The following is a 24160-nucleotide window of genomic DNA, read 5'->3' as shown; positions in this document are numbered from 1 at the left end:
AAATTTAGTGAGTTAAATTCTACTGGAAAAATTAAGTAAAGGAATTGTATGCCTACAATTAATCAATTGATTAGAAAAGAGCGTCAAAAAGTGGTTAAGAAATCAAAATCACCTGCTCTTGTATCATGTCCACAGCGTCGCGGTGTTTGTACTCGTGTTTATACGACAACACCTAAAAAACCTAACTCGGCTTTAAGAAAAGTTGCAAAGGTTCGTTTAACTTCTGGTTTTGAAGTTATCTCTTATATCATGGGTGAGGGACACAACCTTCAAGAGCACTCTATCGTTCTTGTTCGTGGCGGTCGTATCAAAGACTTACCGGGTGTTAAGTACCATATCGTGCGTGGTGCACTTGATACCGCAGGTGTTGCAAACCGTACTGTTTCTCGTTCTAAATACGGAACTAAGAGACCTAAAGCAAAAAAGTAATAACTTAAGTTGGCTCTGCTCATCCTAAGATACGAAGCAAAGCAAAATAGCAAAAGAGCACAGGATATGCCTTAAGTGGTATGTTTTGAGTAAATTTAAAAAAAATTGAAGTAAGGAAAATTACAAATGAGAAGAAGAAAAGCTCCCGTTCGTGAAATCATGCCAGACCCAATCTATGGAAGCAAGATTTTGACAAAGTTTATCAACAAAGTAATGTATGATGGTAAAAAAAGTACAGCTGAAAAAATCATCTACAGCGCTTTAGATATTATCAGCTCTCGTGGCGACAATGTTGGAATTGATATATTTAACAATGCTATCGAAAACATTAAGCCTATTATAGAAGTAAAAAGTCGCCGTGTTGGTGGTGCTACTTATCAAGTTCCAGTAGAAGTACGCCCGGTGCGTCAACTATCTTTAGCTATTAGATGGTTAATCGACGCTTCTCGCAAAAGAAACGAGAGAACAATGGCTGAGAGATTGGCAAACGAGTTAATGGATGCAGCATCTGACAAGGGAAATGCATTCAAGAAAAAAGAGGATACATACCGTATGGCTGAAGCAAATAAAGCATTTGCTCACTATCGCTGGTAATAGGAATTATTATGGCAAGATCACATAAATTAGAAGATGTAAGAAATATCGGGATTGCTGCTCACATTGATGCGGGTAAAACTACAACGACTGAGAGAATTTTATTCTATACAGGTCGTGAGCATAAAATCGGTGAGGTTCATGATGGCGCTGCTACTATGGACTGGATGGAGCAAGAGCAAGAGAGAGGTATCACGATTACTTCTGCAGCTACAACTTGTGAATGGGCCGGTAAGCAGATAAACATTATCGACACTCCGGGCCACGTTGACTTTACTATCGAAGTTGAGCGTTCTATGCGTGTTCTTGACGGTGCTGTTTCAGTTTTCTGTGCAGTTGGCGGTGTTCAGCCACAATCTGAGACTGTTTGGAGACAAAGAAATCGTTATGGCGTACCATCGATAGTATTTGTTAATAAAATGGATAGAACGGGAGCTAACTTTTATGCGGTTGAGGATCAAATCCGTACACGTTTAAAAGGCAATCCGGTTCCTATTCAGTTGCCAATCGGCGAAGAAGAGCGTTTCGCAGGCGTTATCGATCTTGTAAAGATGAAAGCTATCGTATGGGATCAAGATGCTGCTATGGGCTCAAACTACCATGTAGAAGAGATTCCCGCAGATATGCTTGACAAAGCTGCCGAGTATCGTGAAAAGATGATTGAATCTATCTCTGAAGTTGACGGTAATGAGCATCTTGCAGAAAAATACCTAGAGGGCGAAGAGCTTACGGAAGAAGAGATTGTTGATGGAATCAAATCTGCTACAATCAATATGCACATCGTTCCAATGACTGCAGGTACTGCATTTAAGAACAAAGGTGTTCAAACTCTTCTTGATGCAGTTGTTGCTTACCTTCCTGCACCGACTGAGTGTGCGGCGATCCGTGGTACAAAAATGGATGATGAAGATGAAGAAGTTGTTGTTGAATCAACAGACAAAGGTCCTTTTGCTTCACTTGCATTTAAAATCATGACAGACCCGTTTGTTGGAACATTGACATTTATCCGTGTTTATCGTGGTTCATTAGAGGCAGGTTCTTTTGTTCACAACTCTACAAAAGACAAAAAAGAGCGTATTGGTCGTATCGTGAAGATGCATGCTATCAAGCGTGAAGAGGTTAAAGAGGTTTATGCCGGAGAAATCGCTGCTGTTGTTGGTCTTAAGTACACAACTACGGGAGATACCCTTTGTTCAGAAGATGATAAAGTTATCCTAGAGCGTATGGTATTCCCAGAGCCGGTTATCTCTGTTGCGGTTGAGCCAAAAACAAAAGCTGACCAAGAAAAAATGGGACTAGCTCTTGGAAAACTTGCTGCTGAGGATCCATCTTTTAGAGTTCATACAGATGAAGAGACAGGTCAAACAATCATCTCAGGAATGGGTGAGCTACACCTTGAAATCATCGTTGACCGTATGAAAAGAGAGTTTAAAGTAGAAGCTGAAGTTGGTGCACCGCAAGTTTCTTACCGTGAAACTATCAGAAAAGAAGTTGAGCAAGAGTACAAGTATGCTAAGCAGTCCGGTGGACGCGGTGCATTCGGTCACGTATATCTTAGAATCAAGCCGGGCGAAGCAGGTACAGGTTTTGTCTTCCATAACGAAATCAAAGGCGGGGTTGTTCCAAAAGAGTATATTCCTGCGGTTGAAAAAGGTTGTGCCGAGACTATGGCAAACGGTGTTCTTGCGGGCTACCCGATGGAAGATATGGATATCACTCTTTATGATGGTTCATACCATGAGGTTGACTCTAACGAGATGGCATTTAAACTTGCTGCTTCAATGGGCTTTAAAGAGGGTTGTAGAAAAGCAAATCCTGCGATACTAGAGCCAATCATGAAAGTTGAAGTTGAAGTTCCTGAGGACTATATGGGAGATGTTATCGGTGACCTTAACCGTCGCCGTGGTCAAGTAAGTGCTATGGGTGACAGAGCCGGAAACAAAACTATCGATGCATACGTTCCACTTGCTGAGATGTTTGGCTATTCAACAGATCTTCGTTCAGCGACACAAGGAAGAGCAACATATGCGATGGAGTTCCATCACTATGAAGAAGTTCCAAGAAATGTTTCTGAAGAGATTATCAAGAAGAGAAACGGCTAGACAAGCCTAGAGATGCTACCTTTGGAAGCATCTCTTTCTCTTTTAAAAAAACCGTATAAAATCCTTTCCTATTTTTTCTTTCTATTCTTTAAGTAAAGCGCATATTTTACTACCAATCGTACAAGACCAACTGCCAAGTAAACGCCCGATGTCCATAAAAATGGATGAATAAAATTCCCTTTTTCCGTCATACGAGCTGCTCTCTCAAGAGGTGAGGAGAGTAAATCGGGATGCTGCAAGAGTGCGAGAATCAACAATAGTGCCATAAAGTAAAGTATTTCTGTCAGTATCTTTTTCATAATGGAATTATAGCTAAATCCAAATCGCTTCTTCTTCTAAATTTGGTCTCCCCTTAAGGGTAAGATATGGGGTATAGTGTGATTTATAAGAGAGAGAAGGGCAATCTTGAACATAGTAACCGAGGTAAATCCATCTCTTGTTCCAACGCTGTGCAAAAAGTATCTGGTTGTAGAGCGAGAGCCTTCCTAAGGAGTAGCTTGAGTAGTCAGGATCATAGTAAAAGTAGATAGACGAGATACCATCTTCTAAAATGTCTATAAGATCCACTCCGATAAGTTTTTCATTCAAATAGTATAAAACTTCATATCCAAAGTCGTAATGTGCATCCACAAAAGAGCTGTAGTAAGTTTGCGCACTTTTTGGTGTGTGCTCCCACCCTTTTTTTTCTTGCATATAAAGGTGGTATTTTTCAAAAAGTTCGAGATGCTCTTTGCTTAGAGACGGTTTGCGGATATAACTTTTAATGTCGAAAGCTTTGTGTAGCACTCTCCTTTTAGATTTAGAGAAGTGAAAATTTTGCACATCAATTTTGATGCTTTGGCATTCAGTGCAAGTAGCGCAAACAGGGCGGAAAAAGATTTTACCAAACCTTCTATAGCCACGCTCAATAAGCTCTTGACAAAAAGAGGCGGAACACTCCTCAATTGCTTTATAATGTGTTGTCTGATGTTTGCCATCAAGGTAGGAGCATTTGTCTTCTAGTTGAAACTCTTTAAGTATATTCATAATAAAATTATAGGAAAAAAAGAAGAAGAATGAAAGAGATATTTTATAAGCACAAGGTAGTTATTTTTAGATTATTGGGTGCGTTCATGCTGTTTGTGGGTATGGTGGCATATTTTTGGAGTGCGCCTAAAGAAGTTATGAGTGAAAATGAAATTGCCGCTGCAAATATAGCACGGATGGAGGCAAGTGTTCGTGGCGGCGGAGCAACTGCAAAGCACAAAGAAGAGTCCTCAAGCTCTAAATTTGTAGAGGAGCTTAAAAATACCCAAGAAGCACAAATGCAATATTTAACCATGATAACCATGATTTTTGGAGCTCTTTTTTTAGGCTATAGTTTTCTTCCTAAGAACGATTCTGAGAAATAAGCACATCCTCTATCATTTTGTCGATATCTCCGTCAAGAATTGCTGCAACATTTGAGTAGGCGATGTTGCTTCTTGTATCTTTTATCTGTTGATATGGCTGCATAACGTAGCTTCTGATTTGATGCCCCCATCCTATTTCGCTCTTTGGGGTTCCGTCTGCTGCTGCTTTTTGTGCTTCAAGTTCAAGTTCATAAAGCCTAGACTTGAGCATCTTCATAGCGGTTGCTCTGTTTTTGTGCTGGCTTCTGTCGTTTTGGCACTGTACGACTACGCCCGTGGCAAGATGGGTGATTCGGATGGCTGATTCAGTTTTGTTGACATGTTGCCCACCTGCGCCGCTTGAGCGGTATGTGTCCACGCGGATGTCTTTATCCTCAATCTCTATGTTGATATTGTCGTCAACTTCGGGCGAGACCATAACAGATGTAAAAGAGGTGTGTCTTTTTGCGTTGGAGTCAAAAGGAGAGATACGCACAAGTCTATGAATCCCGTTTTCTGCTTTAAGGTAGCCATACGCATTTTCGCCGCTGACAAGCAAAGAGACATCTTTTATCCCTGCTTCATCTCCCGCTTGATAGTCAAGTACTTCTATGCTCCATCCACGTCGCTCCGCAAAGCGTTTGTACATGCGAAGAAGCATGGAAGCCCAATCTTGCGATTCTGTTCCGCCAGCTCCCGGGTGGATAGACAAGATGGCATTATTGCTGTCTGTTTCATTGCTAAGCAGTACCTCGATCTCCATGGTGCGAATCAAATCTTCAAGATGGCTTGCGCCGTCATACGCCTCATTGATAAGCTCTTCGTCATTTTCCGCTTTTGCCATCTCGTAAAGCTCTTTTGCGTCATTGATGGCGTTTTTAGCAAGGTTGTATTTTTTGAGTTTGCGTTCGCACTGGGTTTTTTCTTTTTGTATGACTGCGGCTTGTTCTGCATCATTCCAAAAATCTTGAGAGTTCTCAAGCGCATCTATCTCTTGAAGCCTCGTCTCAAGTTTGTCGGGTTCAACAACACCCGTAATATTGCTCATTTTTTTTGAAAGATCTTTTAAAAGTTCGGTGTACTCGTAGTTGTCCATAAATGTAATTCCATTGTTGTATAATTGCGCGATTATATTAAAGTAAGGCTTAAAATGAAGATTATATCTACCCCCTTTGAGTTAAAAGAGTACCTTAAAAACGAGACACAAACTGTAGGTTTTGTTCCGACGATGGGCGCTTTGCATGAGGGTCATAGGGCACTTATCTTAAGAGCAAAAGAGGAGAATGAGGTTGTTGTTGTCTCTATCTTTTTAAATCCTACACAGTTTTTAAAGGGGGAGGATTTGGATAAGTATCCTAAAAAAGATGAAGCAGATAAGCTTATATGCAAACTTAGCGGAGTGGATGTGCTCTTTTTGCCGCAGGCAGAGGATATGTATGGCAATGATGAGGTTTCGCTTCTTGCCCCAAAGGTGCGAGGCTATATCTTGGAGGGAGAGAGCCGCCCCGGGCATTTTAACGGTGTTTTGACTGTGGTTATGAAACTTCTTAACATAGTAAATCCGACAAGAGCATACTTCGGCAAAAAAGATGCGCAACAGCTCAATCTCATAACACTCATGGTAAAACAGCTCTTTATGAACGTAATTATCGTTGCAGTAGATACGGTAAGAGAAAAAGATGGCTTGGCTCTTAGCAGCCGCAATGCTTACTTAAATGCACAAGAGAGGCAAGAAGCACTCAAAATCGCCACATCTCTTCGCAGTGCGACTGCAATGGTGATGCGAGGAGTTTTGGATGCAAACGCTATAGTAGAAAATATGAGAGAGATTTTATCGCCGCTTCAAATCTCTTACGTAGCAATCGTTAATCGCGAGTTTGTTCAAATTTCCAGAGTAGAGCTTGGCAATACTATCATTTTAGTGGAGGTTGTTGTTGGGGGGACTAGGCTGCTCGACAATATTTGGCTTTAAGTACTCCTCTTCAACAAGCAAGTCAATAATTTTTTTATAGACAGGCACTGCCGTTTGTGCGGCAAACTGGCTTTTTTTAGGTCTGATAACGATAACGCCTATAGTATATTTATTTTTCATATCGTTTGCGAATCCCATAAAAGCCGTGTTATACTCGCTAACATATCTCCCGCCCTCAACGATATGTGCCGTTCCTGTTTTACCGCCGACTTCAAGCCCCTCTGTCTGTGCCTTTGTACCAGTCCCCTCTTTGACCGTTTTTATAAGAATATCTTTTATGCGTTGCGCAGTCGCAGTACTGACAACTTGCGCTTGCTCCTCGTACGGTGTGGCAATCTCTTTTCTGCGGCTATCGATAAAAGTGTCAACGATTTTTGGTGTAACAATTCTTCCGTTATTATTAAAAACACTATACGCACGGATAAGCTGCATTAGATTTACACGCATGCCATACCCGTATGAACATGTAGCTTTATATATTTCGCTGTTTAGCTGCATCGTGCTTGGTATGGAACCAACTCTCTCATAAACCAAATCAGGCGTAGAAGCTTTTGAAAAGCCAAAATCCATAAGCCCTTGGTTAAACTCTCCGCCTGTCAGTTTTTGAGCAAGTTGGGCTATACCTACGTTTGAGGAGTGTACAATAATATCTTCAGCGCTTAAGCGGTCAAATTTATGTTCATCCGTAATTGTTTTTTTACCTATAGTATAACGTCCGCCGTGCCCATTTACCATATCATAAGGATTGACACGCCCTTTGTCAAGCAGAAGTGCAAAAGTGACGGTTTTTACAACGCTTCCAGGTTCAAAACTATACTCTATCATTGAGCTGTTGAGTGATTTATAATCCTCGGTTTCTATATTTTTTGGCAAAAATCTATTGGAGCTTGCCATGGCGAGAATTTTTCCGCTAGAAGCTTCCATAACACTTACCATAATCTCTTTGGCACGTAAATCCTCTTTCATTTCATCAAGCATATTTTCTACACGTATCTGAAGAGAAATCGGAATAGTAAGTTTTACGTCAAGCCCGTTTACCTCTTGTTTTGTAAAGCTGTTTTTGTTTAGGATGATGTAGCTGTTAACGTCTCTTAGCCCTTGGCTTAACTCATCCTCTTTTGCTTGAAGCTCATTTTCAAATCTTTTCTCTAGCCCCTTTATCCCTTTGATAAGTGTGTATCCATCCTCTTCTACCTTGTGAGGATAGCCCAAAATAGGGGTAAGAAGTTTGCCATAAGCGTACTCTCTGCTTTCGCCGCTCTCAATAATACTAAGCCCATGAAGCGAAGTTCTGCCTGTAAGAGGATTTTTTATCTCCATAAAAACTTTTAACCTTCGCAGCTCATAGGCAAGCTGTTTGAGGTATTGTGCCTGCTTTTGCGGGATATTGTAGCTAAGAACTGCCACCCCTTTTTGTGTATTGAGTTTTTTTTCTATCTCTTTGGCGTCTATCTCGGAGTAGATACTAAAAAGTTTGACAAAAAGCTCTTTTTTAAGAGGGTCTATATAGTGTGTGTTGACGATGGCTTTGTAGAGCTTAACAGTAGTTGCAATGCGGTAGCCATCCGCACTGATGATAGAGCCGCGTGTTGCCTTGGAGCTGTTTTTTGTGTAAAGGGACGGAAGGTCGCGCGATTTGAGTACGGTAGCGAGTACCGCTGCTAAAAAAAGCAAAAAACCAACAACTAGTAAGGCGTAGAGAATGGCTATTTTTTTGCTTTTGTTTTGGTTAATCATACTTCTTGGCTAAATTGGTTTTTAAAAAAAAGATTATAGCTGAGTTCTACCTAATTCTTTATAAGCACTGAGTGCTTTGTTTCTTATCTCAAGCATAAGCTTCATGCTTGTTTCTGCTTTTCCTATAGCGAGTGCTGCTTGATGCAGATCTTTTACTTGTCCTGTTGCCATGTCACCAAGTGCTTTTTCACTTTTTTTCTGCAAATCATTAACATCGCTAATAGCAGATTTGAGATGTTGCGCAAAATCTTCTCCGCCACTGCTCTCAACAGCACTTTTTTGTTTTAATAGTTCGGCAGACGAAATGCCCGATATACCGTCAATTGGACTCATACTCTTCCTCTTTTATTTACTGCAACAGTGAAATCGCACTGTTTGCCATGTTTTTTGAACTCTCAAAAGCCGCTACATTGGCTTGATAACTCCGTGTTGCTTCTACTAAATCGGCCATTTCGATAACGGGGTTAATGTTTGGGTATGCGACATACCCGTTTGCATCTGCATCGGGATGGTTTGGCTCAAACTTCATCAGCGGCGCTTTGTCGTCTCTGGATATTTTGTCAACTATAACACTCATTATAGCAGGATTTACCTTTGTGCCGTATGCCCCCTCGCTCAGCGGGTCTTCATACTTTGCGCTCTCGCTCATAGCATCAAGGGCTTTGTTAAACTGCTCGTTAAAGTCGATAGCTTTAAAAACCACCTCTTTGCGTCTGTATGGTCCGCCCTCGTCCGTTCTTGTCGTGTGTGCATTGGCGATGTTTTGCGAAATGGTGTTGACACGCACACGCTGTGCAGAGAGTCCATAACCGCTGATATCAAAGCTGTTTAAAAAATTTGACATACTTATGAAACCTTTAACTGATTTTTGAAGATGAATCAATAACGCTCTTATAGATGCCGCTATCTTTTTTCATCGCATTGACAAGAGCGTTGAACATAACAGAGTTTTTGCTCATCTCCGTAGTCTCAACATCCAAATCGACACTGTTTCCGTCATTGCGCGCCATATGTCCATCACGAAAAAATGTCTTTGCCTTGGATGTACTCTGCTCTTCTTGAAGGGCAAAATGCGCACTGCTTGTTTGTGCCATCTCAAGTTTTGGGCTGCCAGTCCCAAGCACTTTTGCCTTTTCTTGCGCTAGCATATCTTCAAAACGGATATCACGAGGTCTATAAAAAGGAGTATCGGCATTTGCGATATTTGAAGATATCATGTCCTGACGAATAGCCCTATAATCAAGCGCTTTTGCAGCAAGTTCTTGCGTAGCTGAAACCTGTATGCTCATGAAAACTCCTCTTTTTTCTCTATCATAAGCAAATATAGTTCCAAAATGGATTTTTTATTTAATAGACTTCTTGCAAACCAAAGATCCTAAATCAAGTTCAGGATGACGAGAGGACACCTCGGGAGAGGTGGAACGAGAAAAACTAGAAAAACGAAAAGAAATATCACATTAAGCAACAATTAATCTTCTATGTTTCATAATAGCTCTTAAGGTTATAAGTGTAACCCAAATTTTTCTACAAAAGGAGTTCTTATGAAAAGAGCTGGTTTTACTATGATAGAGTTGATTTTCGTAATCGTAATTTTGGGTATTTTGGCTGCGGTTGCATTGCCGAAGTTTATTGGTGTTTCTGAGCAAGCACACAATAGTAAAGTTGATGCTTTTGTTGGTACGTTGAATAGAACTGTTGGTCCTGCTCTGTGGGCTCAGTCTATTAGTGGTACGATAGGAACAGGACTTGTTACTACATTATGCGATACTCAAGCGGAGTTGTTATTGCAACTTGATACAATTCCTGAAGAGCTTTCACATCAGAATGATTGTACTTTTGATGCAAATACTACAGCTGGTGGGAAATTTGGTGTGGATTTTATGGATGGCAATGCGACAAGTGCTCCAAGATGGAAGGTTTCAGATACTGCTTCGGGTGCTGTTACTACATGGTAATTTCCTCGTTCCACCTCTCCAGAGGTGGAATGCATATAGAGGGTAATCATTTTAAAGTTGTCTGAGGATAATTTTAAAATTATTACGCAAGGTCTTCTATGAAACGCTCCCACGCTTTTACCGTTATTGAGCTTATCTTTGTCATCGTGGTGCTTGGCATACTCGCTTCGGTGGCACTCCCAAAATTTGCAGGTGTGAGAGAACAGGCGGATATAGCCAAAGGCAAAGGCGATGTTGCTACCATCAGGGCTGCCATAGCAAACAACAGACAAAAAAATGTGGTGCTGGGCAGCGGCGGAAGTTATATAACTGCCGCAAACTTGGACACCGGCGGGCTTTTTGGCGGAGTTCTTATAACTCCAATGACGCCAAGTTCCACTTCAGGTCACTGGGACAACAATGGAGCAAACGGTAACGGCTCCTACAGATACTGGGTTGGCTCAACTTCTACGCAATTTGATTATAATGCCACGACAGGCTCTTTTGGATGTACAAGCGGTACATACTGCAATCAACTTACCAATTAGAAATAGATTATGCTAGATACAACAATTTTATATCAGGTTAAAAATTAGCAATTTATATAATTAGAGATTTTAGTTATAATATTCCAAAAGGAACTTAATTATGAAAACTTTAACAATGAAGATTGATGATTCCATTTATGAAATGATAAAACTTGCCGCTGATGGACAAAGAAGAAATATTTCTAATTTTATAGAATTTGCCACAATGCAGTATCTTTCATCATCTCAATATGTAGATGATAATGAAATGAGTGAAATTATGAATGACAAAGAGTTAGTAAAGAGCCTAAGAAATGGGTTTTCTGAGCTAAAAAATGGGGATTATACAGTTGTCTGATTTTTTAATTGCAGAAGCTAACTCTTTTATAAAAATTAAAAATGAAATTGATAAAAAACAGTACGATAAAATAGTCAATGTTGTTTATCCGCAGTTAAAAAGAAATCCATTTTTTGGGACGAATATCAAAAAACTCAAAGGTGAGTTTGAGGAATACTATCGCTATCGCATCGGAAACTATAGACTTTTTTATCTTGTAGAGAATGAAAAAGTCGTAGTCGTGGTGGTTGATTTTAAGCATCGACAAAATGCTTATGATTGAAAATTTGAACAAAAACCTTTGAATTACTATAACATCGCACTTCTTAACTCACCGCTAGAACTCTTAACATACCAAAGTCGGCATACCACCCTTGTTGGCGCAAAAGTAAGCGTTGCTATGCGTGGTAAAGAAGTTGAGGGTGTGGTTGTGGCGGTGTGTAATGAGCCGTCGTTTGAGTGTTTGGAGATTTTAGAGACAGGTTCATTTCACTATTCGCCAAAGCAGCTTGAAATAGCAATTTTTATGGCTTCTTACTACTTTTGTTCGCTTGGTGAGGCACTGGGGGTAATGGTGGCTTTTGGGGGTGGGGAGATCCTGAATCAAGTTCAGAATGACGACAGTCGTCATTCCAAACTTGATTTGGAATCTGGCATCCGGCTCTCAGACAAACAAAACGAGGCGTTGGCGTTTTTGAAAAAACATCCTGTCTCTGTGCTTTTTGGCGATACTGGAAGTGGTAAAACAGAAATTTATATGCGGTACTTTGAGGAGATGATTGCGCAAAAAAAGCGTTCTATCTTTCTTATGCCGGAAATCTCACTTACGCCTCAGATGAGTAAACGGCTCAAGCTTCACTTTGGCGATAGCGTTGTTTTTTGGCACTCTAAACTCTCGCCGTCTCAGAAGAAAAAAGCACTCTTATCTATCTATGACGGAAGTGCGATGATAGTAGCGGGTCCGCGCTCGGCTCTCTTTTTGCCGCTTAGGGATTTGGGGCTGATAGTGGTGGATGAGGAGCATGACGATAGCTATAAATCCTCTTCCCGTCCACGCTACAATGCCCGAGATATCGCCATCTATATGGGAAAACTCTATGATGTGCCTGTGGTGCTTGGAAGTGCGACGCCGAGTTTGACCAGCTATGTTAAGTTTCCGTATTTTAGGCTTAAAGGCGGTTACTTCAACGCCCAAAAAGAGTTTATCTATGAGCGGAGCGTGGAAAGTCTCTCACCGCTTGTAGTTAAGCATTTGCAAAAAAGTGTGGAGCAAAAAGAGCAGTCCATCCTTTTTCTCCCAACACGTGCGAACTTTAAGTATCTTATTTGCGGTGATTGCGGGCATACATACAAGTGTGTTTTTTGCAGTGTGGGGATGAGTGTGCATCAAAAGACCCGCTCTTTGAAGTGCCATTACTGTAACTTTGCACAAGCTATACCGCAAAAGTGCTCAGAGTGTGGCAGTGAGCATCTTGTCAGTTCCAGACTAGGGACGGCAGAAGCGCTCAAAGAGGTACGAGAGCAGATAAGTGATGCCAGAGTAGAACAGTTTGACAGAGATACCATTACCACCGCCAAAAAGCTTGAAGAGATGTTGGAGCGATTTAATGCCAAAGAGATAGATGTCCTCATAGGTACGCAGATGCTCAGCAAGGGGCATGACTATCACGGTGTGGCGTTGGCGGTGGTCTTGGGAATGGACAATATGCTTGGCATGAGCGACTATAGAGCAAGAGAAAAAGCACTCTCCACACTTGTACAAGTAGCGGGCAGATGCGGGCGCAAAGAGAGTGCCAAAGTGCTTGTGCAGAGCTTTAATGAGGAGTTTTTTAAAACCTTCGTGCAAGATTATGAGGCGTTTTTAGAAGAAGAAAAAGAGTATCGCAAAGAGCTTTATCCGCCCTACAAAAAGCTTTGCAGAGTTCTGTTTTCACACAAAAACGGAGTGAAGGCGCAAGAGGCGATGCATGAGATGGCGGAGTGCTTGCGTGCGTTTGCAGGCGTAGAGATTGTCGGCTTTGGAAAGTGCGGTATTGAGAGAGTGGCGGACAAGTACCGCTTTGAGATACTTTTACGCTCAGATAAGAGTACGGAGATTATCAAAGCGGTTAGTGTGTGTAAAAATGCTCTTGCAGAAATAGATATGGATCCAGTAGAGTTTAATTAACCCGCCGGAGAAGATTGCTCATGTTTGGTATCTTCATCAAAAAAGTAGCAGACATTTTCCGGCATTGAGGCTCTTACAAATTTTGTCTCATTGGTGATATGGGAATCTATATCTTTGTTGTAGTTTTCTTTAAGTTTGAAAAAGGCTTCTCTCTCTTTGGATGAAATCTTTTTTGTTGCGACTTGTACCACGCGCAGCGGGTCGATGGCTTCGCCATCTTTATAGAGACCAAAGTGAAGATGTGGTCCTGTGGAGAGTCCTGTGCTTCCTACATAGCCAATAACTTCTCCTTTTTTGATATTTGAGCCGCTCCTCAGCCCTTTTTTGAAAGAGTTTTGGTGTGCATAGAGAGTGAGATATCCATCGCTATGTTGAATCTTGGTTACCTTTCCATATCCTGCCGAATCTCCTATAAACGAAATCCTTCCATCCCCGGCAGAGTATATGGGAGTGCCGCGTCCTGCTGCATAGTCCACGCCTAAATGGGCACGATACTTTTTAAGTATGGGATGGAATCTTTTTTTTGTAAATTCAGAAGATATTCTTGCGTTTTTTACAGGAATTCCTAAAAAATAGCCTTGAAGTTCGTTTCCGTCTTGGTTATAGTATCTTTCATCAGCACCCAAATAGATATAGTGGTTTTTTCCATGGACTTCTATCATCGAAGCTTTGAGTGTAGGCATTGAAAAAGGCTGTCCTAAGCGGTATTTTTGTTCATAAACCATTACAAGCGTGTCCCCTTTTTTGAGGTCTTTTCTAAAGTTAAGAGAGTTTTGAAATCCTTCCACGAAAATAGTAGCAAGTTTTTTAGACCCTGTTTCATCAAGTATATCTTGATACGGGGAGTTTTGGATTTTTAAAATAAACGCCTCTGTTCTTGTTTCGCTTATGATAGGAATAGTCTCAAAGAAATACTCCTCTTTTTTTTTATAGATATGGATTTGCAGCTCTTCATTTAGTGGAATGAAAACTTGCAAAACAGAGCCGTCTTTGTCCCTTGTCTCTTTGCAGTGAACACCGGAGATAATCTCTTCTGTAAGCTGTTTTTCATCTTCATCAAGGCTATAAAAAAGAGGTTTGAGCGGGAGTTTGTTTCTCTCTAAAAAGGAGAGATATGTCTCACCGTTACTCCAACGAAATGTCTCGACACGTGCGCCATAGAGAGAAATCGTCAAAAGTAAAAAAAGGAATAATCGTACCATACTGTAAAACCGTAACTATGAATTTTTAAAACTTTAACAAAATTTGCCTTAGTGTGAGGTTTGTTTGCTATAATCGCACTATATTATTTGCAAAGTGAAAAAAATGAAGTATTTATTTTTATCGGTTCTAGCAGTGTTGCAGCTCTTTGGAGCAGTTGTACAATCTCCTGTTGTAAGCGTCAATGAGGGTGCAACCGAAGTGACGATTCAGGTTGATAAGATTGATGTAGGCGTGAGCGGTTTTGTGGTGCATAAAATAGCTAACGACAAGAGAAGTATTGTCGCAAGTGTTGTAGTTGAGAGCTTTGACGCAAGTACAAAAAAAGCAAAACTCTCCATAGGCGAGTATGATGCGCTTAGCAGCGGCTCATTGCCAAAGGGGAAGTGGAGTGTCGAAGTTGGCGATGAGGTTGTTTTGGCTTTTGGCTACACCAGAGGACTTCTGATAGCTCCAAGCGAGGAGATTTACTACAGAATCACAAAGAGTTCTGCTCTTGGGTGGGTACATCCGGATCTTTTTGCTGCGCTGCTCTCTTTTAATGGACACCCGACACCATTAAGAAGCGACTTTTCACAGATGAGTACCGAGAGTTCGGTGGGGCTTGTTTTTCTATTTTTGCAAAACAGGGTTTTTACGCTGGATGCAAAGAGCTTTAAGATTTTGGCAATTACGGATGCTAAAGTGGAGCAAAAAGAGATAAAGCTCCCTTTTTACACAAGAATTGAAAAGATTGATGCTGCTTGGTGGGGAGAGGGAAGTAATGAGCTTAAGGAGTATGAGCCGTACTATTATGAGCTGATGGTAGAAGCAAACCGCGGTCATAAAGGGCTTTATGAGATACTTAAGAGCGGTGGCGAGAGATTTGAAGATTTACTTAAAGAGTTTGATTTTGAAGGAAAGAAAGATGATAGAAAAAAGAGATTTGGACTATTTTAGTCAGATTGTAGGAAGTGAAAATATCTATAGCGATAAGGCGCATCTTATCGCTTACTCGTACGATGCGACACGTGAGCATTTTGAGCCTGATGCGGTAATCTTTCCAAGAAATGAAGATGATGTAAGTAAGATTTTAAAGTATTGTAATGAGCGTCGTATCGTCATAGTTCCTCGTGGTGCGGGGAGCGGTTTTACGGGCGGGGCACTTCCAAGCAGCGGGGGAATCGTCCTTGCCATGGAACGCCATATGAACAAAATCCTAGAGATTGATATGAAAAACATGGTTGCTGTTGTGCAACCCGGTGTTATCAATATGGATCTGCAAAAAGCGGTTGAAGAGGTGGGGCTTTTTTATCCGCCGGACCCTGCAAGCCAAGAGTACTCCAGCATCGGCGGCAATGTAAGCGAAAATGCCGGCGGTATGCGTGCGGCAAAGTACGGCATTACAAAAGATTATGTGATGGCTACTCGTGCAGTGCTTCCAAACGGCGATATCATCAAAGCTGGTAAACGCACCATTAAGGATGTGGCGGGGTATAATATCAGCGGGATTTTGATAGCTTCCGAGGGAACTTTGGCGGTTTTGACAGAGATAACTTTGAAACTTATCCCAAAACCAAAGATGACAAAAACGGCGATGGGAATCTTTTCTAGCGTGAGTGAAGCGATGAATGCGGTTTATAAAACAATGGCAAGCGGTATCACGCCTGTTGCGATGGAGTTTTTGGACAACCTTACCATACGAGCAGTGGAGCAGACTTACAAAAAAGGGCTGCCTGTGGATGCGGGGGCTCTTTTGGTAACGGATGTGGATGGAAACTTGGAAGAGGATTTGGACTTTCAGCTTGCACAAATTGAGAAGGTGTTTAAAGAGAACGGATGCAGTGAGTTTAAAATCGCAAAAGATAAGCAAGAAGCATCTGATCTCTGGTTTGCAAGACGCAACGCATCTCCTTCACTAAGTGTTTATGGAAGCAAAAAGCTTAATGAAGATGTTACAGTCCCACGCTCTGCGCTTCCGGAGCTTTTAGAGAAATTTTATGCCATAGCCGACAAGTACAATGTAAAAATCCCATGTTTTGGGCATACGGGTGATGGCAATGTGCATACAAACGTCATGGTTGACGGCAAAGACCCCGAGCAGGTAAAAATCGCTTATCAAGCCATAGAAGAAGTTTTTCAGGCAACTATAGATTTGGGCGGAACGCTTAGCGGAGAACACGGCATAGGACTTGCAAAAGCACCTTATATGAAGATGGCATTTACCCCAGAAGAGATGGCACTTTTCAAATCTATCAAAATGGCATTTGACCCTAATAATATCTTGAATCCTTATAAGATGGGATTGTCGTAAGGGTTAGTGATGTTAAGTAGAGAAAATATCCTAAAAGCTTTGAAAAATTTCAATGAAGCGCATCAAGAGGAGGGCTTTAGAGTGGTAAGTCTCTTTGGCTCTTATGCTAGAGGAAATGCGGATGATTTTAGTGATATAGACTTGACATACAAGATGGATCACGAGAGATTTTTTAAAGATAATGCTTTTGCAAAACTTCTTAAAATAGAGGAATTTAAGGAAGAACTGCAAAAAGAGCTGAAAAAAAAGATAGATTTTATACCATCAAACAGTAAAAATAGCTTGATACAGCAAAGTCTAAAAAATGAGGAGATTTTGGTATGAAAGAGAGAATAAATGAGTTTGAACTCCTCTCTCAAATAGATAAAAATGACCTCAAGGGTTTAAATGCTGTTCGAAATTTTATAGCACATGATTATGATAGCGTGGATGATGAAATTTTAGAGATAGTGCTTAGAGTTCATATACCTAAGCTAAAAGAACAACTCCTAAAATTATGATGATAGAGGGCAAAAAACTCTACGAGAAGGTAAAGTTACTTTTTACTCTCTTTTTAGATAAAGACCTTGCTTTTTATGCGGCAAGCCTTAGTTTTTATACTATCTTTACGCTTGTGCCGCTTCTTTTGATTACGCTTACTCTCTTTACATCATTGCCAAATTTTGCCCAGTACTATGAGAAGTTGCGTGATTTTATCTTCTCTAACATTATGCCTGTCAACTCTGAGGCGGTGATGGAGCATATCAACGGGTTTTTACAAAACTCGGTTGAGATGAGCACGGTAAGTTTTGCGGCGGTTATCGTCTCATCGCTTCTCTTTTTTCAAAACTTTGAGTACATTGCAAACAAAATTTTTCATGCAAAGGTGCGTGGAGTTTGGGAAAGCGTAACTACTTTTTGGACGCTTCTTACACTCACACCCATTGGGCTTGGGGTCTCTTTTTATATCACGGGGTATGTGGCAAATCTGATGGCAAGCAGTCAATATACCGCTGAGATAAATATCCTCCCTTATGTTCCTTATCTTATCCTCTGGGCGCTCTTTTTTCTTGTGTTTCAGATAGCGCCAAATGTAAAGGTTAATGCCAAAGCTTCATTTATAAGCTCATTTGCCGCTTCGGTTGTCTTTAGTATCGCCAAAAATCTCTTTATCTACTATGTTTTTTACAACAAGGCGTACGAGACGATGTACGGCTCTTTTTCTATCCTTATGTTTCTTTTTTTATGGATTTATGCGTCGTGGATTATCTTTATCTACGGGTTAAAACTCTGCCACTTGATACATAGCGTATATGAAAACAAGGGTACTGAAAAAGGTTAATCCCCACATCGCCATTTTGCTGTAAATGGCGACGAAAGAGAGTGCTATGTGGAGTAAAAAGATGTAGAGAGCAAGTTCTACTTTTGTTCCGTTTTCTCCAAGCTCCATAAGCCAAAGTAAAAAAGGGTCGCAAAAATCGCCAAATCCTACCAAATGCGCCAATATGCTAAGTGGGTAAAACGGCGTAAAAAGCATGGAGAGGATGATGGAAGAGGGATGATAGATACTGAAGTTTTGAAAAATGTAGAGCGAAACAGGGAGCATGTAGAGATAAACAAGTACGGAGATGCCCACCATTTGCCAAAAAAAGTTGAGATTTTTGAAGTGAATCAAAAATAAAAATATATAAAAAACCCCGCCGGCGGAGAGCCAAAAACCAAGAGAAAATGCAAGGCGCGGGAAAAACGCAAGCAAAAGTATGATGGTAACAAAAAGTGTCTGCATGGAGATGATTTTGATGCCTCTGTCGTAAAGAAAAAATCCTACCAAAAACATGGCAAAAGAGCGTACAAGCGAGGGCGGTGCATCCAAAAAAAGCGTATAGGCAAAAAGAACAACCGCAACGACTGCAAATATGTCCATTTTTGAGTTTCTGTAAGGAAAAAACCGCTCTTGCGCAAAACCATAGAGAGGTTTTAGTAAAAAGTAGAGCAGCGCACTTAAGATGCTAAGATGAAACCCGCTGATAGCAACGATATGCGATACACCGAGGTTGGAAAATGCGGTTTGCGTCTTTTGGTCCACTTCCTCGGCAGTGTAGAGCGCTTGATAGATATTGCCCATCAAGGCATCTTCGTGTGCAGAGGCGATAAAAGCGTTGACCTTCTCTTTTGTGGTGTTGTTCTCCTCTATGGAGATGATTTTGCTAAAGGCATAAAAGGAGTTGAGGTAGTTAAAAAAGGTAAGTTCTTTTGCCCAAATCTCCATTTTTAGGCGGCTGTTTTTCATATCTTGAAGCGATTTTTTTGCGGTTGTATAAAATGTGATACCGTCACTGTTTTTGAGTTTAAGCACTTGGTATGTTCTTTTGCCGTTTTGCTTCTCATACTGCTTTAGTACGGTGGCATCAACGAGTGCCGAGTCAAAACGGGTAAACTCTTTGTAGTTGCGGTACTCAAAAAAAAGGGAGAGAAAAAGGATAAAAAAGGAAGCAAAAAGAAAAAGAGAGATGTCACGCCATGAGTTAAAAAGCGAAACCCTCTCTAGCATCTACAGAGGAGGCATTGAGATGGTGTCGTTGCCAAAGCTGATGTTTGCGGAACGGGTGTCCACATTTTCAAAGACGGTTTCAATGGAGCGGATATGCGGCGTTGCATCAACAAAACGGGTCAGTTTTTTGTGGAAGATAAGCTTCACATGTCCTGTCGGACCGTTTCTCTGCTTGCCGATGATAATCTCCGCATCTTCTTCATCACGCTCAATATAGGTCGGAGTAAACTCTTTGCCCTCTGCTTTTGCCGCTTTTTCACGCTCTTTTTCCTCTTTGTAGAGGTAAACATCGTCACGGTAAACAAAAAGGATAATATCTGCATCCTGCTCGATAGAACCGGATTCACGGATGTCGCTAAGCATCGGGCGTTTGTCGTTTCTGCTCTCAAGTCCACGGTTGAGCTGAGATAGTGCGACGATAGGCATATTTAGCTCACGGGCAAGCATCTTAAGTCCACGAGAAATATCTGAGACCTGCAAGTGTCTCTCTTGACTTCCAATCCCCTGCATAATCTGCAAGTAGTCGATAACGGCTATCTCAATTTCGGGATGTTGGTTTTTTAGTTTGCGCAGTTTGGAGCGGAGCTGGTTTATGTTGATGCTTCCCGTATCATCAACATAGAGTTTTGCGCCGTTCATCCTGTCAATCGCTCCGTTTAGTGAACTCCACTGCTCATCGTTCATATCTCCGACACGCAGTTTTTGAAGCGGTATGGAAGTTTGGATAGACAAAAGCCTGAGCATCAACTGCTCTGCGGGCATCTCAAGCGAGAAAAATGCCACCCCTTTGCCTTGAACAATAAGGTTGTTGACGGTGTTTAGTATAAAGGACGTTTTCCCCATCGCAGGCCTAGCCGCCACGATAACCAAATCCCCTTTGCCAAAACCCGTCGTCATCTTGTTGAGTTCATGAAAACCCGTGTCCACGCCGACTAAAACGCTGTTGCCGCGGGCTTTCATCTCTTTGATGTACTCCATGGTGTCAAAAGTCATCTTTGGAGAGTCTTTAAAGTCGCTTGTTTGGCTGTTTTGGGTTATCTCATAGAGTTTTCTCTCAACTATGTCGATAACATCCGCACTTGGCAGTTCCTCTTCAACCGTTACTCTTTTTATCTCTGTTGTGAGGGTTAGAAGGTGGCGTTTGAGTGATTTGTCTTTTATCTCATCGACATAGGCTTTTGTGTTGGAGATAGGGTTTGCGGAGAGGATTTCAAGCATCACGCCCTCATCAAACTTCTTCATGCGGATAAGTTCTTTTTTGATAAACTCTTCATCTATAGGCTGTTCTTTTTGTAAAAGAAGCGTCATGGCATGAAAGATATCTTGATGTGCAGGGAGGTAAAAATCATCTTTTTTGAGTTGTGAACTTAGCTCGTCAAACTGGCTTGGCTCAAAGATGATAGAGCTTAAAATGCTTCGCTCAAAAGCGAGATTGTAAAGATTTTCTTGCATTAGTTCAACTCTTTTGCCATTTTTTCGACTTCGCTGACAAATCTATCGACAAGTTCGCTCTCATCGAGATTTGCAACTACTTCGCCTTTGACCATTACAAGTCCTTTTCCTTTACCATAGGCAATGGCAACATCCGCATGCGCCGCCTCGCCGATAGCGTTGACGACACACCCCATAACAGAGACATTGAGCGGTGCTTTGATGTGCGCCGTTCTCTCCTCTATCTCTCCCACCGCACTTACCAAATCCGCCTCAATACGCCCGCAAGTAGGGCATGAGATGATGTTAAGCCCGTCTTTTGCCGCACCGCTGTCTTTGAGGATGGCACGGGCAACTTTTATCTCCTCTTCAAGCTCTCCGGTGATGCTCACTCGCATCGTATCGCCGATACCATCAAGCAGAAGTGCGCCAAGACCGATAGCGCTTTTTACGGTTGCGTGAAAACGAGTTCCCGCTTCCGTAACGCCCAGATGAAAAGGGTAGCTGTTTTTTGGACGAAGCATTCTGTAGGCATCAACCGTTCTTTGAACATCACTCGCTTTGAGAGAGATTTTGAGGTTATCAAACCCCAAATCTTCTAAAAACTTGATGTTGTACTCCGCAGAAGCTACCATCCCCTCTGAAGTCTGTCCGTGTTTGTTTAAAAACTCTTTTTCCAAACTTCCGGCATTAACCCCGATACGGATAGGGATGTTGCGTGCTTGACACGCCTTGACTACCTCTTTGACACGCTCTTTTGAACCGATATTTCCGGGGTTTATGCGTATGCAGTCAACCACTTCCGCTGCTACAAGCGCTAGACGGTGGTTAAAGTGGATATCTGCTACAAGGGGAAGTGAGATTTGCTCTTTGATGGATTTGAGTGCGAGTGCATCTTCCATCTCCGGAACGGCGACTCGCACAATGTCACACCCCGCAAAATGGAGGCGTTTTATCTGCTCCACCGTACTCGCCACATCGGCAGTTTTTGAAAATGTCATAGACTGCACGCTTATGGGCGCATCACCGCCAACTGCAACACTGCCGACAAATATTTTTTTGGTTGGGTATCTTTTTATCATAAGGAGATTTTAGCCAGATTGGTATAAAAAAATGCTTTTACGGGGGCAAGGGGTAAAAACCCCTTGGCGTTACCTAAGTAACGGTGCGAAGATGCACATAAGCAGCAATGCTAATACAAGCTTATCCATAAAGAACCCCTTCAAAATGTGAACTTGGAGGACAAAAAAAAAGGCCGAAGGTTAATTACTCCCCCGACCTTCATTTATCGCTCCATAGTTCACATGAAGAAAATTGTATTAGCAAAGAAAGTATAATGATTTAAAATCAATAAGTCAATACACCTGACGCAAAGTCAGGCTGCAAGGCTTTTAGAACTTGAAATTAACGTTTGTATAGAAGTATCTTCCCGGTTCATTAAGAAGCATTGTCGTACCGCTTGAGTTTAGTAAAATCAAGTCAACATAGGAGTTGCTTTGGATGTATGTTGTGTCAAAAAGGTTGTTGACACCGACTGTTATATCTGCACTTTTGCTAAGTGTATGTTTTACTTTTGCGTTATAGACGCTCCATCCGCTTAGTTCTTGTTCGCCGCTGTTGCTGTCTATGTTGTCCCATCTGTCAGATGCTTGCATCTCCAAAGTTGCTATAGAGTCTCTCATATACTCATAGTTGAGCGCCACTTTTCCTCTTAGCGGAGCCATGTCTGCGAGGTCTCTGTCGCTTTGTGTTGATGTAGATGCTTTTTTACCTCTTTTGTAAGAAGCGCTTGCATCAACTGTCATGGCATCCGTTACAAAGTAAGAGCCGCTCAGCTCTACACCATAGACGGTACCGTCTATGTTTTCAAAGGTGTAAGCAGTTGGCGTTGTATGTTTAAGGTAGATATAGTCTTCAAGCATAGAGTAAAAAGTTTTTGCTTTGAAAGTAAAACTGTCTTGTTTTGTCTCATATCCAAGGTCTATCTCTCTGTTTTTTGTCTGTTTGAGATTTTGATTTCCTGTGATGTTATCAACAACAGGATAGAGTTCTCTTGCATCAGGAACACGTGCAGAAGAGCCAAAGCCTAAAAAGATGCTGTTTTTAGCATCCAAAGAGTATGTTGCCAATACATTTGCACTTAAAGCTGTGTAATCGTTTTCATTTTTTGTTATATCGTCCGGATCTATCTCTGTTGTGTCAAATCTCGCACCTGTTTGGATTTTTAGGTCACCAAAACTCTTCTCTGCTTTTGCAAATATGGCTTTGTTGTCTGTTTGGGTGTGGGTTAAGCTAACACCCATCGGAGTTACAACACCGGTAGTTGCGTTTGTACTGTATTTTTCACCCTCCCATGTTCTTTTGCTTCCATCAAGCCCGAGCAAAAATTTATAACTTTCTACCTCAAAACTGTTCTTAAGCTTCACACCCTGCATGGAAGTTTTAAGATGGTTCGTGCTGTAGCTTGTAGCGCCTGATATTCTGTATTTTGTATCCATCGGATGGTCAACGTCGGAGTAGTAGTACTGAATGTTGATGTTTTTGTACTCTTTTGTCACATCGTCGATGTTGTACTCAATGCTGTAGATGTTTGAGTCATCATACGCTGCGTCCATCTTTGAGTTTGCGTAGAGAACATCATCGCTTCTGTTGCCCGTGTAGCTAAGGCGAAGCTCTTGGTTTTGCAGTGTTTCAATGAAAAGTTTTGTCATGATACTTTTTTTGGTATATGAATCAACGTCATGATATTGTGTTTGGTAAGCTGCTGAAGAAGGAGCGCTTCCGTTTGCAATGGCATTATCGACTTGTTCTGCAAGTGTGTTTCCATCCCCATCTTCATACTGATTGCTTGTCTCGTAAGATGCGCTGATAAGTGCACGGATGCGCTCTGTGCCACCGCTTCCGCTTACTCCTATCTTTTTGTATCCCCAGCTTCCCATTCCAAAGTTAAGTTCTCCTTGAGGCTTTATCGATGGTTTTTTTGTAGTGATTTTAAGTCCGCCGCTTAGTGTGCCAAAGTTTTCAACATCGTAAGGTCCTTCAATTACCTCGATTGTGTCAATCTGGTTTGTAACGATATGTGAAGTCGGCGGATCCATTCTGTTTACACATGCGCCGCAAACTTTCGTGCCGTCAACATTTACAGAGATATTGTCTCTTTTTTGCCCACGGATATAGATGTCGTTTGCGATGCCGCTTCGGCGGTTCATATCGATGCTCGGCACGCTAGAGCTGAGTGCTTGTGCCAAATCCGCCGAGAGTTGTGCGTTTTGGCTTACTTCTGTAATCGTAGTCGATTCGACATTGACATTTGGAAGCGTAACTTCATTTGCCCCTAAAACTGCTACCGTTACTAACGATAAAGGAATGATTTTTTTGCTTATCATATAATTAACCTTAATTTTTAAAATTAGAGCCACTTGCAAATTCAATCCCCACCAAGTAGCTAATTTTTCATTGTAGCTATTTTTTACTTTAAAAAAATCATTCTCATTTTGCTTTCGCGTTGTTTTGCTCTAATTAACTCAATTTTCTTAA

27 protein-coding genes are annotated in these 24160 nt (G+C 41.5%); 15 read left to right on the top strand and 12 right to left on the bottom strand.

The features are described 5' to 3' along the window. Window positions 1–48 precede the first annotated feature (48 nt). From rpsL to fusA, 3 genes are all read left to right on the top strand, one after another. Window positions 49–429, top strand: coding sequence for a 30S ribosomal protein S12 (rpsL, locus tag PHY84_RS07700; RefSeq protein WP_299858803.1), 381 nt, complete (start codon window positions 49–51; stop codon window positions 427–429). 126 nt (window positions 430–555) lie between these two features. Next, window positions 556–1023 (top strand): 30S ribosomal protein S7, encoded by a 468-nt coding sequence (gene rpsG / locus PHY84_RS07695; protein WP_299858802.1) that lies wholly within the window; start codon window positions 556–558, stop codon window positions 1021–1023. 11 nt (window positions 1024–1034) lie between these two features. Then, window positions 1035–3125: an elongation factor G gene (fusA, locus tag PHY84_RS07690; protein ID WP_299858801.1), complete on the top strand. Its 2091-nt coding sequence runs from the start codon at window positions 1035–1037 to the stop codon at window positions 3123–3125. Between the two features lie 68 nt (window positions 3126–3193). On the opposite strand, the gene PHY84_RS07685 is transcribed toward fusA, so the two are convergent. Further along, complete coding sequence (locus PHY84_RS07685; protein WP_299858800.1) at window positions 3194–3424, bottom strand: hypothetical protein; 231 nt, start codon at window positions 3422–3424, stop codon at window positions 3194–3196. Window positions 3425–3437: 13 nt separating this feature from the next. Continuing rightward, a complete protein-coding gene (locus PHY84_RS07680) occupies window positions 3438–4151 on the bottom strand; it encodes an arginyltransferase (RefSeq protein ID WP_299858799.1) in 714 nt (237 codons plus the stop codon). Between the two features lie 29 nt (window positions 4152–4180). Here PHY84_RS07680 and PHY84_RS07675 point away from each other — a divergent pair, with 29 nt between their 5' ends. Next, window positions 4181–4516 carry a hypothetical protein gene (locus tag PHY84_RS07675; protein ID WP_299858798.1) on the top strand — a complete coding sequence of 112 codons (336 nt, stop codon included), beginning with the start codon at window positions 4181–4183 and terminating at the stop codon, window positions 4514–4516. On the opposite strand, the gene prfB is transcribed toward PHY84_RS07675, so the two are convergent. After that, the gene (prfB, locus tag PHY84_RS07670; protein WP_299858797.1) at window positions 4494–5591 is read right to left on the bottom strand and encodes a peptide chain release factor 2; all 1098 of its coding nucleotides are present in this window, start codon (window positions 5589–5591) and stop codon (window positions 4494–4496) included. The genes PHY84_RS07675 and prfB overlap by 23 nt on opposite strands. A gap of 54 nt (window positions 5592–5645) precedes the next feature. On the opposite strand from prfB, the gene panC reads away from it, so the two are divergent. Continuing rightward, entirely contained in the window at window positions 5646–6467 is an 822-nt protein-coding gene (gene panC / locus PHY84_RS07665; RefSeq protein WP_299858796.1) for a pantoate--beta-alanine ligase, read from the top strand. Here panC and PHY84_RS07660 read toward each other — a convergent pair. The 4 genes from PHY84_RS07660 to flgB are packed head-to-tail and all read right to left on the bottom strand — an operon-like array spanning window position 6414 to window position 9493. Next, window positions 6414–8204, bottom strand: a complete 1791-nt coding sequence (locus PHY84_RS07660) for a penicillin-binding protein 2 (RefSeq protein WP_299858795.1) — start codon at window positions 8202–8204, stop codon at window positions 6414–6416. The two genes, panC and PHY84_RS07660, sit on opposite strands and share 54 nt — an antisense overlap. A gap of 33 nt (window positions 8205–8237) precedes the next feature. Then, a complete protein-coding gene (fliE, locus tag PHY84_RS07655; RefSeq protein WP_299858794.1) occupies window positions 8238–8537 on the bottom strand; it encodes a flagellar hook-basal body complex protein FliE in 300 nt (99 codons plus the stop codon). Between the two features lie 16 nt (window positions 8538–8553). Continuing rightward, entirely contained in the window at window positions 8554–9048 is a 495-nt protein-coding gene (gene flgC / locus PHY84_RS07650) for a flagellar basal body rod protein FlgC (RefSeq protein WP_299858793.1), read from the bottom strand. Window positions 9049–9061: 13 nt separating this feature from the next. Next, a complete protein-coding gene (gene flgB, locus PHY84_RS07645) occupies window positions 9062–9493 on the bottom strand; it encodes a flagellar basal body rod protein FlgB (protein ID WP_299858792.1) in 432 nt (143 codons plus the stop codon). Between the two features lie 252 nt (window positions 9494–9745). On the opposite strand from flgB, the gene PHY84_RS07640 reads away from it, so the two are divergent. From PHY84_RS07640 to PHY84_RS07620, 5 genes are all read left to right on the top strand, one after another. Further along, on the top strand, window positions 9746–10159 hold the full coding sequence (locus PHY84_RS07640) for a type II secretion system protein (protein ID WP_299858791.1): 414 nt from the start codon (window positions 9746–9748) through the stop codon (window positions 10157–10159). A gap of 98 nt (window positions 10160–10257) precedes the next feature. Continuing rightward, on the top strand, window positions 10258–10686 hold the full coding sequence (locus PHY84_RS07635; RefSeq protein WP_299858790.1) for a type II secretion system protein: 429 nt from the start codon (window positions 10258–10260) through the stop codon (window positions 10684–10686). A gap of 100 nt (window positions 10687–10786) precedes the next feature. After that, window positions 10787–11023 (top strand): CopG family transcriptional regulator, encoded by a 237-nt coding sequence (locus tag PHY84_RS07630; RefSeq protein ID WP_299858789.1) that lies wholly within the window; start codon window positions 10787–10789, stop codon window positions 11021–11023. Then, window positions 11016–11285: a type II toxin-antitoxin system mRNA interferase toxin, RelE/StbE family gene (locus tag PHY84_RS07625; protein ID WP_299858788.1), complete on the top strand. Its 270-nt coding sequence runs from the start codon at window positions 11016–11018 to the stop codon at window positions 11283–11285. The genes PHY84_RS07630 and PHY84_RS07625 overlap by 8 nt, the downstream gene beginning before the upstream one ends. Before the next feature lie 18 nt (window positions 11286–11303). After that, window positions 11304–13169 carry a primosomal protein N' gene (locus PHY84_RS07620; RefSeq protein ID WP_299858787.1) on the top strand — a complete coding sequence of 622 codons (1866 nt, stop codon included), beginning with the start codon at window positions 11304–11306 and terminating at the stop codon, window positions 13167–13169. Here PHY84_RS07620 and PHY84_RS07615 read toward each other — a convergent pair. Continuing rightward, a complete protein-coding gene (locus PHY84_RS07615; protein WP_299858785.1) occupies window positions 13166–14371 on the bottom strand; it encodes a peptidoglycan DD-metalloendopeptidase family protein in 1206 nt (401 codons plus the stop codon). The genes PHY84_RS07620 and PHY84_RS07615 overlap by 4 nt on opposite strands. Before the next feature lie 103 nt (window positions 14372–14474). Between PHY84_RS07615 and PHY84_RS07610 the strand changes: the two genes are divergently transcribed. Genes PHY84_RS07610 through PHY84_RS07590 form a run of 5 tightly spaced genes read left to right on the top strand, consistent with a single transcriptional unit; the run spans window position 14475 to window position 17983 of the window. Next, the gene (locus PHY84_RS07610) at window positions 14475–15308 is read left to right on the top strand and encodes a plasminogen-binding N-terminal domain-containing protein (protein ID WP_299858784.1); all 834 of its coding nucleotides are present in this window, start codon (window positions 14475–14477) and stop codon (window positions 15306–15308) included. Further along, entirely contained in the window at window positions 15277–16662 is a 1386-nt protein-coding gene (locus PHY84_RS07605; RefSeq protein WP_299858783.1) for an FAD-linked oxidase C-terminal domain-containing protein, read from the top strand. The genes PHY84_RS07610 and PHY84_RS07605 overlap by 32 nt, the downstream gene beginning before the upstream one ends. Window positions 16663–16671: 9 nt before the next feature. Beyond that, a complete protein-coding gene (locus PHY84_RS07600; protein ID WP_299858782.1) occupies window positions 16672–16986 on the top strand; it encodes a nucleotidyltransferase domain-containing protein in 315 nt (104 codons plus the stop codon). Continuing rightward, window positions 16983–17162: a HepT-like ribonuclease domain-containing protein gene (locus PHY84_RS07595; protein ID WP_299858781.1), complete on the top strand. Its 180-nt coding sequence runs from the start codon at window positions 16983–16985 to the stop codon at window positions 17160–17162. Before PHY84_RS07600 ends, PHY84_RS07595 begins: the two co-directional genes overlap by 4 nt. Beyond that, window positions 17159–17983: a YihY family inner membrane protein gene (locus PHY84_RS07590; RefSeq protein ID WP_299858780.1), complete on the top strand. Its 825-nt coding sequence runs from the start codon at window positions 17159–17161 to the stop codon at window positions 17981–17983. The genes PHY84_RS07595 and PHY84_RS07590 overlap by 4 nt, the downstream gene beginning before the upstream one ends. Here PHY84_RS07590 and PHY84_RS07585 read toward each other — a convergent pair. The 4 genes from PHY84_RS07585 to PHY84_RS07570 form a co-directional block, all read right to left on the bottom strand. Further along, a complete protein-coding gene (locus PHY84_RS07585; RefSeq protein WP_299858779.1) occupies window positions 17924–19192 on the bottom strand; it encodes a ComEC/Rec2 family competence protein in 1269 nt (422 codons plus the stop codon). The two genes, PHY84_RS07590 and PHY84_RS07585, sit on opposite strands and share 60 nt — an antisense overlap. Beyond that, window positions 19193–20644, bottom strand: coding sequence for a replicative DNA helicase (locus PHY84_RS07580; protein WP_299858778.1), 1452 nt, complete (start codon window positions 20642–20644; stop codon window positions 19193–19195). Further along, window positions 20644–21705: a flavodoxin-dependent (E)-4-hydroxy-3-methylbut-2-enyl-diphosphate synthase gene (gene ispG / locus PHY84_RS07575; RefSeq protein WP_299858777.1), complete on the bottom strand. Its 1062-nt coding sequence runs from the start codon at window positions 21703–21705 to the stop codon at window positions 20644–20646. Before ispG ends, PHY84_RS07580 begins: the two co-directional genes overlap by 1 nt. A 309-nt stretch (window positions 21706–22014) precedes the next feature. Beyond that, window positions 22015–24009, bottom strand: a complete 1995-nt coding sequence (locus PHY84_RS07570) for a TonB-dependent receptor (RefSeq protein ID WP_299858776.1) — start codon at window positions 24007–24009, stop codon at window positions 22015–22017. Between the last annotated feature and the right edge of the window lie 151 nt (window positions 24010–24160).

The organism is Sulfurimonas sp. (assembly GCF_028694605.1).
Classification (GTDB): Bacteria; Campylobacterota; Campylobacteria; order Campylobacterales; family Sulfurimonadaceae; genus Sulfurimonas.
Note: the sequence above shows the minus strand (reverse complement) of the source record. Positions and strands in the feature narration are given on the sequence as shown.